A 15,781-nucleotide genomic window follows, 5' to 3' on the forward strand; every position below is an offset into this window, starting at 1 on the left:
CCATAATCCGTTTCACGGTATGTTCTTTCCGTGAGTTTCCGGTGGTTTCCAGTTTTGGTGACGCCCCGGTGACGCCCCGAGAGAGAAACCGACGCCCCCGACGATGCCCAAGTTGAAGCTTACAAAGCGTGTCGTTGATGCGGCCGAACCTAAGGCAGCTCGCTATACCCTTTTCGATAGTGAGATACGGGGCTTCGGCCTTCGCGTGTTCCCATCGGGGCAGAAGTCATGGGTGTTCGAATACAAGGGTGTTGAAGGCGGACGGCGCGCAACGACGAAGCGCGTCACCATCGGAAGGGTAGGGGAGTTCACGCCTGATGAGGCGCGAAAGCAGGCTGACATGCTGCGCGCCAAGGCGAAGGTCGGCCTCGATCCTCAGGCAGCGCGCACCGAGCAGCGCACGGCGGCCACGGTTAAGGCGGTGGCGGAGCAGTTCCTGGCCTCGCATGTGCAGCCCAAGCGGAAAAGCGGGACCTACTTGAACTACGAGGACATCCTGAATCGCATTGTCATACCTGCCCTTGGTTCGAAAAAGGCAAAGGATGTCACCCGAAGCCAGTTGGCAAAGCTGCATCTCGACTGGAGGGAGAAGCCGTTTCAGGCAAACCGGGTGTTGGCTGTTGTCGGCTCTATGTATGCGTTTGCAGGGAAGCACGGTCTGGTGCCTGAAGGCACGAACCCGGCAAAAGGAATTGAACGCTATCCCGAGGATCGGCGTGAACGGTTGCTTTCTGCGGCGGAGCTAGAGCGTTTGGGGGCCGCGATCAGGGAGGCGGAGACCGTGGGCATCCCTTGGGAGGTCCGGCCCGACAAAAAGTCGAAGCACGTTCCGAAGAAAAAGCAAGAAACGGTCATCAGTGAGCACGCTGCCGCAGCATTGCGGCTTCTCGTGTTCACAGGGGCGAGGCTGCGGGAAATTCTTGGCCTGAGATGGGAATGGGTAGATCTTGAGCGTGGCTTGCTGCTGCTGCCGGAGTCCAAGACGGGGCGCAAGACGATTGTGCTCAACGCGCCGTCAATGGCCGTTCTGCAGAACCTCACGCGCTTGGGCAGCTACGTGATTGCCGGGGAGAAGGCTGGCACCAAGGACGAGAAACCGCGATCCGACCTGAAGCGGCCGTGGAGCATGATTCGGAAACACGCCGGCCTTGATGATCTCCGCATTCACGACCTCCGGCACAATTTCGCGTCCTTCGGTGCCGGCGGCGGTATGGGCCTCCCGGTGATTGGCAAGCTGCTCGGCCACACACAGCCCACAACCACGGCTCGGTATGCACATCTCGATGCCGATCCGCTTCGGAAGGCCTCGAACGCAATCGGCAACACCATCGCTGCGGCCATGGGCGAACAAGTGCCATCCGCCGAAGTGATTAAGCTCAAGCGGGGCCAAGCCTCGTAATCGACCCGCAGGGATAGGCCGGCCAGCCGACAAGCCGGGGTGCACCTCCCGGTTTCCCTGCGGTCCTCATGGTGCTCGCGAGGTGCGCGAAATGGCAGACGAAACGTCGAAGCCTAAAAACGAGCGAGCACAATATCTGTTGCTCCAAGACGAAAAGCGTGCGCGGAGCGTAGAGTTTTGGCGGCGTGATAGGGTGTCGGAGTGGCCTCACGATTCGCTCGAATACATCTTCCTTGGGAAAGCATTCCATCTGGTCGGCGACGCTCTCTTTGGTGAGCGCTGGAACACCCGCGTGCCGATACTGGCCAATATGCCAGTGCTTGATGGGCGGCGAGAGTATGTCACCAACGGCTTCGACGGCCTCACCGCGCTCTTGATATTTGCAAGATATACCCATCAGGACGCGCCAATCCCCGATGCGTTTGCCGAGTTCAGACGATTCGGGCGGAGATGGAAATGCCCATTGCCGGAAGAAAAGTGGGCTGAGGTTTTCGAACTCTACAATCGTCATGAAGCCGCTACGGCCGACGCTGCTATTGGCATGTGGAACATCGTGGTTAAGGCGATGACCGAGGCGGCAGCACAAGACCAACTATGTTTTGGAACAATGTCGCCTGATGGGGTCTTCGCGCCCTCACCGCGCGTGGAATGGCGGACGGCGCTCGCCTTTCGTCGCTTCTTCGAATGCCAGATGAACCCTGACAACCCCTATGTGGAAATCGTTCCGAACATTGAGGGACTTCTGAACGGGCTTTCGCACGGGCATTTGCTGCCGGACAATGCATGGATTTATGTGGAGCGAACGTCCTTCACGACTTACTGGCAATCTCTGCGAGGCGATAAGGTGGACGGCGGGCAGCAGTCGCCAGCGCCAAATACCAGCGCAGAGCCCGCACCCGAAGATTTGTCAGTGCAAATGAGCGCCACTCACAGGGCGATTGGAGAGGCGGTAGCTGCGCTATGGCCGGACGGCAGAATGCCGGCATTCAGCAGCGTGAAAGATCGAAACGACCTCATCTTCAGCAAGATGAAAGAACTGACTGGCAAAACGACAAAGCGGCCAGACGATGTAACCTTCCGAAGGTTCTTCAAAAGGAGCGGCCTATCCTGAGCCGACAATTAGCGACAAATACCGACTGAACGCGACAGGAGGCGACTTGTCGGTATTTGTCGCAATACACTCAATTAGATAGCGGGCAGGCTTCCATCTGCAAACAACGGCAACGCCACGCCAAGGGCGGGCAGCCGGAGCAGAAGGAACGAAGATGAACGCTATCGAAAAACCGACCGGCCGTCCAAAGCTGCGCACAAAGCAGGCGGCGGAATACTGCGGCTCCACTGAGTCGACGTTCAACAAGCTCAGGGTATCTGGTAACGGGCCGATCTATATCTCGCTCGGCCGCGTGGTCGTTTACGATCCTGATGACCTTGATGCGTGGCTGGCGGCTCGCCGCCGTCGCTCGACCTCCGATGTGATGGAGGCCGCGTGATCGACTATGGCCCTCGAAACGCGAAACCCCACCGCTGGTGACGGTGGGGCTCGGAATGTCGTTGTGCTTGGCGGCTCAACTGACTTCCAAAATAACCTCAACGCGCAAGCCCTGCAAGTAGCGACCCTCTGCCGGCACTACTTTATCACCCCGCATCTTGCGTCCGTGGTCGCCGAACTCGCCTTCCCCAATCCGAGGAGGGCGACGACATGATACAGGCCGCCGCCTACGGCAGACTTGGTGACGAGCCCAGGTCGTTCGACACAAAAACCGGGACGAAGATGGTCGCGGCCGCTCTCGCGGTGAACGTGGACGACCCGGAAAACAGCGCACCGATCTGGTTCAGGATCATCACCTTCGGCCGCGTCGCCGAAGAATTGTTGCGGCATGGCAAGGGCGATCTGGTCAGCGTCTGCGGTCGCGTCCGGCGCAATAGCTGGAAGGATCGCGACGGCAATGCCCGCGAGCGGCTGGAAGTCATCGCCGACGCCGTGATTTCGGCCCGCACAGTGCGCCCATCCGGCGGACGCCGCAAGCAGCAGGAGACGGCCTCGTGACCGCCTCCCGTTCCTCAAAATCCTCCCCCGTCATCACCGCCGCCAGCGCCGACGAGCGCGCGGCCTATCGCGAGAATACTGTCATGCAGAACACTTCCAAAAAGCCGTCGATGCAGGTCTACGTCGATGCGCAGCCGCTTCCGGTCACATTCATTGGTCGGGCGGCTTGGGCGCTCGACAACCTCATCCGGGCCGGTGAACGCGGTTGTACGCCGATCACGACGCCGGGACCGCGCTGGTCGCATTATGTGTGGAAGCTGCGCGGCGCCGGTGTCCATGTCGAGACGATCGATGAGGATCACGGCGGGCCATTCGCCGGTTCCCATGCCCGCTACGTGCTGCGGTCCAGCATTCGCGTCGTGAAAGAATACGGGGCGGCCGCCTGATGGACGCCTTGTCTCTTCCCCGTCGTCCTCGCGGTCGCCTGAGTGCGACCGCAGAGGCCCAATACCAGGAGCGTCGCCGTGCATTCTGTGCGGCGATCCTCGAAATCCGGGCAAGGCTGGATTTTGCTATCAGCGCCCGTGGCTGGTGCTACCTTCTTGAGGAATACGGCCTCAACAAGGGCGACTTCGACGCCGCCGAGACGCTGATCAACGACTGCCGTAAGACCGGCGAGCTACCGCTCGACATCGCGGCGGAAGACGGCGCCCGGCGCTTTTCCAACGTTGAGGTGCCGGATACGGAGACGCCGCAGGAAAGCGCATTGGACGTGCTCTCCTACGTCCAGCAGGCCCATGCCTATTACCGGCCCGTATCGTTCTGGACGTACCAGTCCCGTTACGTCGAGATGCTGGTGGAGAAGATCGACCTGAAGAGCCTCTTCGAGCCGATCTGCGCCGAGTACCGCGTTCCCATCGCCAATGCGCGGGGTTCTGCCGACATCAACTCGCGGGCGGCCATGATGCGCCGCTTCGCCGAGCACGAGATGGAAGGCCGGCAGTGCGTCCTGCTCTATGCCGGTGACTTCGACCCAGCGGGACTGCGCATTTCCGACTTCCTGCACAAGAATCTCGCCGACCTGTCGCGGGCGGTGGGGTGGAAGCCGGACAATCTCGTCATCGACCGCTTCGGCCTCAATGCGGATTTCATCCGCGACCATGGGCTGACGTGGATCAACAACCTCGAGACAGGCAGCGGTGGGCGTCTCGATGATCCCCGCCATCCCGACCACGGCAAGGCCTATGTGCAGGACTACCTTGCGGAATTCGGAGCCCGGAAGGTCGAGGCCAACGCGCTTGTGACACGCGCCGAGGCAGGTCGCGAACTCTGCCGCAGGGCGATCCTGAAATATGTCGATGACGGTTCGGCGGTTGAGGATTTCGAGGCCGCCACGGAAGCGATGCAGTCTCAGATGCAGGCCGAGGTCGCCAAGCTCCTCCTCCAGCATATCGGAGGTGTGTCTTGAGCAACGTCACCGCCTTCCGCATCATTGCCGTGGAGCGTCTGCGTCGTCCTGACGGCTGGTTCCTCGTCGTCATGAACGACGGCGCTGCGGATGAGTATTCCGCAGCGTGGGAAACCAGCGAACTCGCCTTCGCTGACGCTGATAGCCTGAAGCGCACCTATGCCCCGGCGATCATTCGCGACCGGACGGGAGGCGCGTCTTGATGGACATCCGCCATGCCGCTGATCTTCTTGGCGGGAAAGTCTTGTCCGGGCGCATTCTCTGTCCCGGCCCCGGACATAGCCGTCACGACCGCTCCCTGTCCGTGCGCTTCGCCGCCGACGCACCGGATGGGTTCTTTGTCCAATCGTTCGCAAACGATGACTGGCAGGCCTGCAAGGATCATGTCCGCCAGTTGCTCGGGCTGGAGCAGTTCCGGCCCGGCGAGCACCGCCCGGACGAGCGGGCGCGCTTCGAACGCCCTGCCGAACCAACGGAGGACGAGAAGCGCAACAGGGAACGCGCCTTGGCAATCTGGGGCGAGACTGTTCCGATCCACGGCACCCCGGCCGAAACCTATCTGGCGAGCCGCCGCGTACCGTATGAGGGGCCGGCGCTCCGGTGGCATCCTCGATGCCCCTTCGGCAAGGACCGCATCGGCTGCATGATCGCGCTGGTCCGCAACATCGTCACCGACGAGCCGCAGGCGATCCACAGGACGGCGATAGACCGGGACGGCAAGAAGCTCTCGCATCTCGGCTCCAACGGCCGGTTGACGCTGGCGCCGATCCGGGGCGGGGCCGTGAAGCTGAGCCCTGACGAAGACGTGACGACCGCGCTCGGCATTGGCGAGGGCATCGAGAGCGTCTTGTCGCTGCCGATTGTCGCCGATGCTCCCGGCCTGCCGGTGTGGTCGCTTCTGTCCGCCGGCCCGCTGGCTGCATTCCCTCCACGGCCCGGACTGCGCACTGTCTGGTTTGCCATGGACCATGACGCCGCCGGCATTGCGGCGACGGGCGAGGCGTCCGCTCGCCTCGCTTCTCACAACATCGACACCATCATCGTTGCGCCGAACGCGGCTGGCGACGACCTGAACGACAAGGTGAAAGCCCATGCTGAAGTTTGAGACGAACCCCGCCGATCTGCCCAAGGTCGAAGGTGTGACGATGCTGCGCAGCGCGCTCGATCACGCCTTGCCCGGCAACTGGCCCGAGCCTGATATGCGCTATCTCCGCGCCGATCTGCCGGAGCCGCCCGCCTTGCCGCTCGATGACGTGTTCTCCAAGGGCTGGACGAAATGGATTCGCGCCGCCGCCGAGGCCAAGGGCGCACCCGCCGATTATGTGGTGGCCGCCGTGCTGGCGGTGTGCGGATCGCTGATCGGCAACACCCGATGGGTATCTCCATGGCAGGGCTGGGCCGAGCCGCCTATTCTGTGGAGCGTCGTTGTCGGCAATCCCTCTGCCAACAAGTCCCCGGCTCTCGACGCGGTGTTGATCCCGCTGAAGCAGGCCGAGCGGCGTATCCGCGACAGGGACCAGACCGCCCTCTCGGAATGGAGGAGCAAGGCGGAGGTCGCCAAGCTCGCAGAGAGCGCATGGAAGGAATCGGTCAAGGCGGCGATCAAGGCCGGCGAAGAACCGCCCCCGAGGCCGGATAGCGCCAATGCCGGCCCAGAACCGTTCCTGACCCGTCTGTCGGTGTCCGACACTACGATTGAGCGCCTGGCCGTCATCCTGTCCCATCAGCCGCGCGGCACGCTGCTTGCCCGTGACGAGCTTGCGGGATGGCTTATGGGGATGACGCGGTATTCCGGGGGCGGCTCGGATCGTCCCTTCTGGCTGGAGGCGTATGGCGGGCGCGGCTACACCGTCGAACGCATGGGCCGCGAGAACGTCTATGTCGAGCGCCTGTCCGTCGCCGTCGTCGGCGGCATTCAGCCTGACCGGCTCCGCAGTCTTCTGACGAAAACGGATGACGACGGCCTTCTTGCTCGCTTTCTGCCGATCTGGCCGCATCCGGCGCCGATCAAGCGGCCGAGCCTGTTCTACGACGAAGCGTTCGTTGAAAGCGCCATCACGCGGCTGCTGACGCTGAAGATGCCTGTCGATGAGGAAGGCTGCGAGCGTCCATGGTTTGTCCACTTCTCCGACGATGCTCGCCGGCTCCTCGATAGTTTCCGCGAAACCGTCCGCGAATGGGAAGCCGGGACGGAAGGCCTGCTGCTTTCCTTCATAGGCAAGCTGCCCGGCATGGCCGCCCGTCTGTCTCTGGTTCTGGCGCATCTCGAATGGGCATCGGGCGAGGCGGACGAGCCGGGCGAAATCACGCTGGAGCAATTTGCCAAGGCCGCGCACCTCGTTGAGGAATATCTGCTGCCGATGGCGCGCCGCGCCTATGCTGACGCGTCTGTTCCGGCGGCTGAGCGGGCTGCCAGACGCCTTGTTGCGCTGATCCGCGAAGCAGGCTGGCAGGAGTTCACAACCCGGCAGGTGCTTCGATACGAACGCAATGGGCTCAGCACCTCCGAGGAGATGGCCCCGGTTCTGAAATTGCTTGAAGATGCAGAGGTCATCCGGCCAGCAGAAGCCTCGTCTGGTCCGAAGGGCGGGAGGCCGGCTCGCGCGTTCAATGTCAACCCGAGCCTCCATAGGAGGCAGTCATGAGCCGCTGGCTTCAGGCCGCGAAATCGGCCTCTACCCTAAAAGACAAAACCGACAAAACCGACAAAACCGCCGGTGATACGACGCCACCAGCGCTGAAACTAACGCGCGAAGGGGTTTTGTCGGTTAAGTCGGTTTTGTCGGATGCAGGAGGGTCTATCAGCCCGGTCGCTCGTCCGCCGGTCGCCCCGGCAGTTTCCGCCGCCGATCCTGAGCCCGTCACCGTCCAAAAATCCGACGCTGAACTCTATGCCGAGGCGCTCCGGCGGATTCAGCCCTGCGGTTATGGTCCCGTGGCCGCGTTTCTCGGCTGGGGCATGACGCGCGCCGCGAACGCGGAAACCGTCCTGCGGGAGGCGGGACGCATTCGCTACGACCACACCGGCAGGGGCGTCTTTGTCGACGGTCCTATTCCGTCGCAGCCGACAGGAGAGAGATCATGAATATGGCCCCGGAAGGCACCTTCAAAACCTTCAAAACCTCCTTCGCCGCAGCCGCCGAGCGCGTGCTGGCGTCCGCCTCCGCGTCCTACGAGCGGGCGCTCGCGGATCAGCAGCGCGACATCGCACAGGCCGCAGCGACCAAGGGCCATCTCGGCGACGGGTATTGGAAACCGGCCCATGCTGCCCGTCTCCGCTATCTCGCCGCGCTCGCGGTCATTGAGGCCGTCAATGAAGGCTGAAGGACCGATTTCGCTTACTGTTGCCGCACGCCGTGCCGGCAAGACCCCGGAGACGATAGCCAACTGGTGCCGTCGTTACGGCATCGGCAAGCAGCTTCACCCCAAGGCGCCGTGGCGCGTCGATCCGGTCGCCCTTCAGTTTGTCATCGAGGGCGATGCGGAGGGGCTGGAGGCATATCTGACGAGCCGGAGTGCCGCGTGAACTGGCAGACGCATAAAATGCGCAATACCAACTTTCGAATGCTTCAACCGGGGCGTGGGATACTGTCCCCATGGCACGCTATCGCTACCGGTCGCATCGCTCCGCAGGCAGTCACATCATCAACGCGACCATAGCCGGTTTGGCTGCTCTCGCCATTGGCGGATTCTTCTACGATACCGAAGATGGTTTTTCCCCCTCTGCGCTCAGCGCTTCGCTTCCCGATTCCGGTTGCGACATCAAGGGCAACATCAGCATCAACAGCGGCGACCGCATCTATCATATGCCGGGGCAGGAATGGTACGAGGAAACCCGCATTCGGCCGGAGTATGGCGAGCGCTGGTTCTGCTCCGAAGCTGAAGCGCAAAAAGCCGGATGGCGTCGCGCCGGCCGGTAAGGCTTTCATATCCTCACGTTCTTACAAAGGCGGCGCCAGCGTCGCACCATCCAGGAATGAACCTGTTGATCGCCGCCTTGGCACTGCTGGCCGCATGGCCTGCCACGATTGTCCTTCACCGAGGGCTGAGGGCCGGACGCTTCGCAACGCGCGGGGTCGTGGTCCGTCGCGCCGAGAAGCCTATCCAATTCGCTGCGATTGCCGGGCTGTATTTGTTCGCACTTGCTCTGCTGATCGTCGCGGCCGTCATCGCGACAATTCCGATGCTTCGGTAGCCGGAGTGTTCTCGCGCTTGCCGCCGGCTTCGATTATGCCGGATGATTTCGGTAAACCCCGCTAACCCTTGATGTTTTTGGTCTTTCTGATGGTCGCGTGATTGTGCCGCGCGGCTGACCGGGTAAGCCTCTCCGAAAGAAAGGAGAGCTGCCATGCGTGCCAATGTCGGAATGTCTGATCGCATTCGGTTCGGACTGTTCTTCGAGGAAAAGCAGATCATCGCCGAGGCCGCCGCGCGTCGCGGCCTGAGCATCGCCGAGTTTGTCCGTCAGTCCGCCATCACCGCAGCCGCGAAGGTGGCCGCCTGATGGGCTACACCGCCGCTCCTCCCGCCACATTGATGCAGGTCTGGCGTCTTCATCGCCATGAGTGCCGGCCCATCGGCAAGCTGGTGGCGGAGGCGCGCGACGGTTCACTCTCGGGCGTCGCTCCGGCCCCGTCCGGCCATGGTTTCATCGTCACCAACAGGAAGCAGGCGCTCGCGGCGATGCTCAAGAAGAAGGAAGCCGCCTGATGGCCAGCTTTATGGACGTTCTCAACGAAATCGACTCGCAGGCGCTGAATTACTTCCCGCCGGCCCCGTCCATGCCCAACAACACCATGGGCGGACTCGGCGGGCTCGGCGGCTTTCGCGGCTGGTTGCAGCAGCCCGGCGTCAGCAACGCATTGCAGGCCATTGGCTCGTCGCTGCTGACGAGCCCGCGCAACAACCCGTTGCAGAACATGCCGCAGTTCCTGGATGCCTATAACAGCCGGTATCAGAAGCAGCAGGAAGGCCTCCGCGACCGCAACGCCATCAAGCGCGTGCTGATGCAGTACGGCGCATCGGAGCAGGAGGCGGAGCAGCTTTCCTACAACAGCAACGCCGCCGAGCTGTGGCTGAAGCAACGCACCAACCAGAAGAGCCTTGAGGCGGACAAGGCGTTCAACGACAGCCTCGCCGGCATCGGGCAGGGAGGTACGGGAACATCGGATGACCCTTTCACGGGGAGTGTAGATGCCCCGGTTTCGGGCGCGCTGATCGACCGGCGGCCCCTGTCCTCCATTGCCACGGACCCCTCGGCCGAACGCCGGCAGGTCGCGCAGGCAGATGATATCGCGTTGCCGGGCGCTGGATCGGGAACGCTGGAACAGCTTTACAGCCGCCGGGATGCCTACGTGAATCTGGCCCGGAACACCAGGAACGCGGAGCAGCTTTCGAAGCTGAAGGTCTTCATCGACAACATCGACGCGAAGATCGAGCGCGAGGAAGAACGCATCAAGCCCACGGAATCGCTGCGGGAGCTTGCCGCCATCAACCAGCAGCGCGAGGAACAGGGCCTTCCCCGGTATCGGCTCGATGAGTGGCAGCAGTTGAAGGCGAGGTCCGGCGCCACGAACATCGATATGAAAGGTCCGTCGAAATACGACGAGACGTACAACACCGAGATGGCCAAGCGGGCCATCGGCATCGAGGACGCCGCCACCACGGCACGGAAGCAACTTGGCACGCTGAAGCTGATGGAGAAAGCGGTAGCCGATCCGGGCTTCTACAGCGGCACGGGAGCGGGACAGGTTGCCAATCTGAAGCGCATGGCAACCAGCCTCGGCCTGCCCGGCGCGGACGGCATCGACAGCACCGAGGCGTTCAACGCCTTGTCGAAGCAGGCCGCGCTCGATGCCATGGGCGGCTCGCTCGGCACGGGTTTCTCGAATGCGGATCGCAGCTTCGTGGAGGAGCAGGTTCCGAACTTAGCCAACACCAAGGCGGGCAATCAGGCGCTCATCCGCATCCAGCGGGCCATGGCGGAGCGCCAGCTTCAGATTGCCGAGTTCGCGCGCAAGTACGCCAACCTCAACGAGGGCCGTCTGGACGGGCAGTTCTATCAGGGTCTCGCCGAATGGGCGGAGGATAATCCGCTGTTTGGCGACGGAACGGGCTTCTTCGCCGACGACGGAAGGCAGAACCGGGCCGGCGGCGGTTCCGGCCGCGCCGGCAGCGCCACGGGACCATCCCGGCAGCGGGCGACCAATCCGAACACGGGCGAAACCGTCGAGTGGGACGGCACGCAATGGAGGCCGGTACAGTGAGCAGCATTCCTCCTCCGCCTCCCGGCTTCGTGCTGGACCCTCCGACCGGCTCCGGTGGCGATATACCGCCTCCGCCGCCGGGTTTCGTACTGGATGCGCCGTCAGAGCCCAAAACCATGTCGGGCGCTCCTGTCGGGTACGAGGATAGCGAGGCGATCCGGGGCAGCCGTACATTGGCGCACAGCTTCGCAGATTTGGCGACTGGTGGCCTTGCAGACGAGGCAGCGGCGTTCATCGGCTCATGGGCCGGCAAACTGCCGGGCGGGCACGGCAAGGGCTACGAGGAGCTTCTGACCGAAATTCGCCAGCAGGGCGAGGAAGACGCCCGCCGGCACCCCTACAAGGCTCTCACAGGCTCGGTGGCCGGCGGTCTTGCCGGCGGCACGGCGCTGGTAAAGGGCGGTCTGTCCATGGCTGGCAGGGCCGCCGAGGCCGGCATGCCGTGGTGGACACGCATTATCGGCGGCGCGGGCGATGGAGCCCTGCAAGCCGGTATCTACGGATTTGGCAGTGGCGAGGGGGTGAAGGACCGATTTGAGCGTGGTGCCTACAACATGCCCATGGGCGCGCTCTACGGTGCCGGAGGGGAGACGCTTGGCGTTCTTGGAAATAGCCTGCTCCGCCCCCTCTTCCGAGGCGCCGACGATGTGGCGGACGGCGTGAGCGCGGCGGCGAATGTGAAGGCGGCGGGCGAGTTCGACATTCCGCTTTCCCGCGCTCAGGCCACCCGTTCCGTCAGCCAGGCCAACATCGAGGATCAGCTTCGCTCGCAGGGAGCCATGAGCAAGTTCGATGCGAAGCAGCGCGCAGCGGTGGGCAAGGCGGCATCGGATTTCCAGTCTCGCATTGCCGGCGACGTGCCTCTCATCCAGTCGGCCGACGAAGCCTATGGCGGCGTGCAGCAGGCCCTTCGCGGCAAGCGCGACTTCCTGAAGTCGGCCAGCCGGGACGCCTACAGGGTTTCCGTCGATGACCCGAGCGTCATGGTCCCGGCCGAGGCGGTGGTTGAGCTTCCGAAGTTCATCCGGGGCCGGCTGGCTCAGGAAAACATCATCGTGGACCCGATGTATCATACCGGCGCGGCGAAGGCGCTCGACTTCATCGACTCGTATATCGGCCGCATGCCCAAGCCCGGCGGAGACATCCAGTCGGTGCAGGCACAGTTGAAGTGGATCGAGAACCTTCGCGCCGGACTGCGCAAGAACTTCCCGGCCATGGGGCAGGATGCTCCCGCGCTTCGCCAGATCAGCCGCGCCGTGGACGAGTGGAACGATGCCATCTTCGATCACGGGCTGGTGTCCGGCTCCGACGAGGTGCTGGAGACGCTGAAGGATGCCCGCTCCAAGTGGAAGGATTTCAAGAACCTCGTGGAGCCCAAGGCGAAGAACGGCGGCGAGATCAACCCGACCTATGCGGCTCAGGCCCGTGTGCGCGACATCATCGAGAAGGAGATGAGCCCGGACGAAATCGGCCGCTACCTGTTCGGCTCCTCGGTCGCCGCGCCGAAGAAGGATTCATGGATGACGGCGCTCGAACTCAAAAAGCACCTTGGGGCGAATAGTCCGGAATGGAACGCGGTGCGGCAGTCCTTCTGGCTCCGGGCGACCCGTGCCGGCGACGAGATGCTGAACCCCGACAGGATCGCGAAGAACATCGACGGCTTCGTGCGGGAGAACAAGGGCGTTGCCTCGGCACTGTTCTCGCCGAAGGAACTGGAGGAAATGGGCAAGTTCTCCACCACGCTGAAGATGCTCAACCCGCCGAAAGAGGGCCGGAACGGCTCGAATACCGCCAACAGGATGATTCCGATCCTTCGGACCTACGGTCAGAACATCATGGGCATGCTCGGTGTGGGCGGCAGCGTTGCGGCGGGGGCGGAGCCCTTGTCCGCGCTCGGTGTCGGCGCAATCACATCGGGCATGACGAAGGGTGTCAACGCTCTCCGGCAATCCTCGCTGGTTGATGCCGCCACCAACTTCCCGATGCCCTCCCGCCCGTCCGGGCGGATCACCGGGGCCATACGCGGCGTCACGTCGCCGCTGGTGGAAAAGCAGAAGCAGGAGCTGGCCCGCAAGCAAATGAGGATCGGGTTCTAGTCGAAGAACGAGCCGACCCACTGCGAGAAGGGCGTTGAGATGTATTCGGCGACCAGCGGGGCAATGAAGATGGCGATGAGGGCCATGCCGACGATCCAGAAGAGCCAGAACAGCACCTTGCCTGCGAAGGGCAGGCGCGGATCGGGACCGATGTGGCTCAACGTCTTCTCCCGTGCGGTTTCAGGAAAGGTAATCGCCCATGGGTAATCTCGCAAGGAGTGTCGTGGATACGATTCTCGGCGAGGCGGTGGCGGGCTCTCGCTCCGTCCGCTTCGAGGACATGCTGAACATCGCCAGCACCATCGCCAACCGGGCCGCCGCCACAGGCGTCTCGATGCAGCAGATCGTGTCCGCCCCGAACCAGTATTCGGCCTACGGAAAGAGCCTCCCGCCCGGCGTCGAGAAATACCGCGACCTTGCCCAAAAGGCGCTTGAGCACGTCCAGACCAAGGGGCCGGTCACGACGGCAACCTACTACGCGACGCCATCGGCCACGAAGAACCTGCCATCCGGCCTCCAGCCCGTCGCTCAGACCAGGGGGCATCAGTTTTTTGACGATCCGCAGAACCGTGGCATCCGAACCGCTGTTGGCGTGCGCCAGCCCGGACTGGTGGCCTACGACATCGTGCCGGAGGAGACAGCCGCCAGCCGTGACCTCCTAGGAGCGGTATTCGGAGCGCCGACTTCGAAGCGTTCCGTCGCGGATCAGGTGTTCGGTACTGCCTCGCCATCGGCTCGCCCCGGCATCCTCAATGATGTTTTCGGCCCTCGCACCGGGACGGCCGCCGCGACCGTAGGCACCGGCATTGCGCTCGGCGCGCTGGACGACGGCCCGACTGCGGAATGGGACGGGACATTCTCCAGCCCGCTCGGCGCTGTCACGGATCGCACTACTAGCGGCTTCGGCCTCCGCGATGCTCCGAATACCTCTCTCGGCGTCGGTAGCACCAACCATGCCGGCATAGACCTCGCAGAACGCGGACAGGTTGGCTACGCCGCGAACGCCGCCGGCCCCGGCATAGTCACCCACGCCGGCCCTCTCGGCAACTACGGCACGGCCGTCACCGTCGAGCACCCGAACGGCTTCACCAGCGTCTACGGCCACTTGCAGAGCGTCGGCGTGAAGAAGGGTGACGAGATTGCCAAGGGAACGCCGGTAGGCCTTGTGGGCGCTTCCGGCAACGTGTCCGGCCCGCATCTGCATTTCGAGATGCGCGACCCGCTCGGGCAGCCCGTCAACCCAAGGGATGTGGTCGACTTCACCCGGCGCGACCTCGCCGCAACGCCGACCTCGCGCCCCATGTCCCCGACCGAGCAGCGCAACACTGCGGCGGCCTATGGGAACATGGCAGCCTCCATGGCGAATGCCGGCGTGCTCGGTGTGGGCCGCGCCGCTCCATCCTCCGGGCTTCCTGCCGGATTCGACACCGCGCGCTTTGCCGGCGACGTGATGCCATCCCGCCCGTCCGGCGCGCCGTCTCCCGCCTCCTCGCAGATGGCGGCCTTTGCCGGACCTCAACCCTCCCGGAGCCCGTCGCCAGCCTCCATGCCGAGCCCGGAACGTTTTGGCTATGCGCCTGCCGCCGCTTCGGCGCCAAAGGCAGGCGGCCTTGGTGGATTGGGTGGAGCGAAAGCCGCCCCCGATCCGGCCCGGTTCGGCCCGGCGGAGATGACCAGCACGGCAAAGACCGGCAGGCTCTCCAGCACGGTCACGCCGTCCACGGCAACGCCGATGTCCAGCATGAGGGACACGATGACGGCCGGCCTCAGCCAAGACCCGCACGTATCGTTGGCCGAACCGCATACAGTGTCCCTCTCCAGCGCCTCGCCGAGCGCGATGGGCATGTTGCCGTCGAAGTATTCGGCACCGCTCGGCCCGGCATCCACGTTCAACCCGACGCCAAGCATCTCGATGACGGACTATAAGGGGCAGATCGTGACAGCACCGGTCACGACGCTCCCGACCAGCGTTGTTCCGCTATCGCTGCCCGCTGTTCCTGCTCCGACCGTCCAGCCCATGGTGACGCCGGTGGCGAAGCAGCCTGTCAGCCCGCAGACGACGGCCTCCATTCCGACGTCGCGTCCGTCCTTCAGCGCCTATGACGTGCACAACGGCGTTGCCCCTGTCGGCTATCAGGCTCCGGCGACGGGCGGCAATCTCGTGAGCCGGGACCAGTTCGGAAACACCCATGTCACCAACCAGTTTGGCGTGACGACGGTGACGGACCCGACCGGGCGGCAGATGGGAACGCTTGGAGGCCTTGGAAAAGGAATCGGTAGTGTCTTCGACAAGGCGACCCCCGGCATGGTCGGGGCCGTTGTCGGTGGAGCGATAGCCGGCTTCCCCGGTGCGGTTGCGGGCTACGCCCTCGGCAGTCGCGCGTCGGGCCAGACAGGCCAGAAGTCAGGCGGTCTTGGCGGACTAGGCGGATTCCTGTCTGGCCTGTTCGGTGGTGGCAGCAGCAGCGGCGGGGGCGGAAGCTCGTCCGGCGGACGCGGGGGAGGGTCCTCCGGTTCTCGCGGTGGGCCGCCCGGCGCTGATCGCGACCATGCTGGAAACTGATA

Annotated in this window: 20 protein-coding genes; 19 read left to right on the top strand and 1 reads right to left on the bottom strand. The window is 63.6% G+C overall.

Annotated elements, in window-relative coordinates; all coding sequences use genetic code 11:
- The first annotated feature begins 103 nt into the window (after positions 1–103).
- The 18 genes from M9955_19640 to M9955_19725 all read left to right on the top strand — a co-directional run bounded on the left by M9955_19640 (position 104) and on the right by M9955_19725 (position 13,216).
- Complete coding sequence (locus tag M9955_19640) at positions 104–1,399, top strand: site-specific integrase (GenBank protein MCO5083856.1); 1,296 nt, start codon at positions 104–106, stop codon at positions 1,397–1,399.
- Positions 1,400–1,490: 91 nt separating this feature from the next.
- Positions 1,491–2,510: a hypothetical protein gene (locus tag M9955_19645; GenBank protein MCO5083857.1), complete on the top strand. Its 1,020-nt coding sequence runs from the start codon at positions 1,491–1,493 to the stop codon at positions 2,508–2,510.
- Between the two features lie 154 nt (positions 2,511–2,664).
- Positions 2,665–2,889 (top strand): helix-turn-helix domain-containing protein, encoded by a 225-nt coding sequence (locus tag M9955_19650; protein MCO5083858.1) that lies wholly within the window; start codon positions 2,665–2,667, stop codon positions 2,887–2,889.
- Positions 2,890–3,098: 209 nt separating this feature from the next.
- Entirely contained in the window at positions 3,099–3,446 is a 348-nt protein-coding gene (locus M9955_19655) for a single-stranded DNA-binding protein (GenBank protein MCO5083859.1), read from the top strand.
- A gap of 110 nt (positions 3,447–3,556) precedes the next feature.
- Positions 3,557–3,832: a hypothetical protein gene (locus M9955_19660; protein ID MCO5083860.1), complete on the top strand. Its 276-nt coding sequence runs from the start codon at positions 3,557–3,559 to the stop codon at positions 3,830–3,832.
- Entirely contained in the window at positions 3,832–4,854 is a 1,023-nt protein-coding gene (locus M9955_19665; GenBank protein MCO5083861.1) for a hypothetical protein, read from the top strand. Before M9955_19660 ends, M9955_19665 begins: the two co-directional genes overlap by 1 nt.
- Entirely contained in the window at positions 4,851–5,057 is a 207-nt protein-coding gene (locus M9955_19670) for a hypothetical protein (protein ID MCO5083862.1), read from the top strand. Before M9955_19665 ends, M9955_19670 begins: the two co-directional genes overlap by 4 nt.
- Positions 5,057–5,959, top strand: coding sequence for a toprim domain-containing protein (locus M9955_19675; GenBank protein MCO5083863.1), 903 nt, complete (start codon positions 5,057–5,059; stop codon positions 5,957–5,959). Before M9955_19670 ends, M9955_19675 begins: the two co-directional genes overlap by 1 nt.
- Positions 5,946–7,499, top strand: coding sequence for a YfjI family protein (locus M9955_19680; GenBank protein MCO5083864.1), 1,554 nt, complete (start codon positions 5,946–5,948; stop codon positions 7,497–7,499). The genes M9955_19675 and M9955_19680 overlap by 14 nt, the downstream gene beginning before the upstream one ends.
- Entirely contained in the window at positions 7,496–7,939 is a 444-nt protein-coding gene (locus M9955_19685) for a hypothetical protein (protein MCO5083865.1), read from the top strand. Before M9955_19680 ends, M9955_19685 begins: the two co-directional genes overlap by 4 nt.
- A complete protein-coding gene (locus M9955_19690; protein ID MCO5083866.1) occupies positions 7,936–8,178 on the top strand; it encodes a hypothetical protein in 243 nt (80 codons plus the stop codon). The genes M9955_19685 and M9955_19690 overlap by 4 nt, the downstream gene beginning before the upstream one ends.
- Positions 8,168–8,380: a hypothetical protein gene (locus M9955_19695; GenBank protein ID MCO5083867.1), complete on the top strand. Its 213-nt coding sequence runs from the start codon at positions 8,168–8,170 to the stop codon at positions 8,378–8,380. The genes M9955_19690 and M9955_19695 overlap by 11 nt, the downstream gene beginning before the upstream one ends.
- Before the next feature lie 70 nt (positions 8,381–8,450).
- Complete coding sequence (locus M9955_19700; protein ID MCO5083868.1) at positions 8,451–8,774, top strand: hypothetical protein; 324 nt, start codon at positions 8,451–8,453, stop codon at positions 8,772–8,774.
- 65 nt (positions 8,775–8,839) lie between these two features.
- A complete protein-coding gene (locus tag M9955_19705; protein ID MCO5083869.1) occupies positions 8,840–9,049 on the top strand; it encodes a hypothetical protein in 210 nt (69 codons plus the stop codon).
- A 153-nt stretch (positions 9,050–9,202) separates the two neighbouring features.
- Entirely contained in the window at positions 9,203–9,358 is a 156-nt protein-coding gene (locus M9955_19710; protein ID MCO5083870.1) for a DUF1778 domain-containing protein, read from the top strand.
- On the top strand, positions 9,358–9,564 hold the full coding sequence (locus tag M9955_19715; GenBank protein ID MCO5083871.1) for a hypothetical protein: 207 nt from the start codon (positions 9,358–9,360) through the stop codon (positions 9,562–9,564). The genes M9955_19710 and M9955_19715 overlap by 1 nt, the downstream gene beginning before the upstream one ends.
- Positions 9,564–11,120: a hypothetical protein gene (locus M9955_19720; protein ID MCO5083872.1), complete on the top strand. Its 1,557-nt coding sequence runs from the start codon at positions 9,564–9,566 to the stop codon at positions 11,118–11,120. Before M9955_19715 ends, M9955_19720 begins: the two co-directional genes overlap by 1 nt.
- On the top strand, positions 11,117–13,216 hold the full coding sequence (locus tag M9955_19725) for a hypothetical protein (protein ID MCO5083873.1): 2,100 nt from the start codon (positions 11,117–11,119) through the stop codon (positions 13,214–13,216). The genes M9955_19720 and M9955_19725 overlap by 4 nt, the downstream gene beginning before the upstream one ends.
- Here M9955_19725 and M9955_19730 read toward each other — a convergent pair.
- Complete coding sequence (locus M9955_19730) at positions 13,213–13,377, bottom strand: hypothetical protein (protein ID MCO5083874.1); 165 nt, start codon at positions 13,375–13,377, stop codon at positions 13,213–13,215. The genes M9955_19725 and M9955_19730 overlap by 4 nt on opposite strands.
- Before the next feature lie 62 nt (positions 13,378–13,439).
- Between M9955_19730 and M9955_19735 the strand changes: the two genes are divergently transcribed.
- Positions 13,440–15,779 carry a peptidoglycan DD-metalloendopeptidase family protein gene (locus M9955_19735; protein ID MCO5083875.1) on the top strand — a complete coding sequence of 780 codons (2,340 nt, stop codon included), beginning with the start codon at positions 13,440–13,442 and terminating at the stop codon, positions 15,777–15,779.
- The last annotated feature ends 2 nt before the right edge of the window (positions 15,780–15,781 follow it).

The sequence above is a fragment of the Rhizobiaceae bacterium genome (assembly GCA_023953845.1).
Taxonomy (GTDB): Bacteria; Pseudomonadota; Alphaproteobacteria; order Rhizobiales; family Rhizobiaceae; genus Arvimicrobium.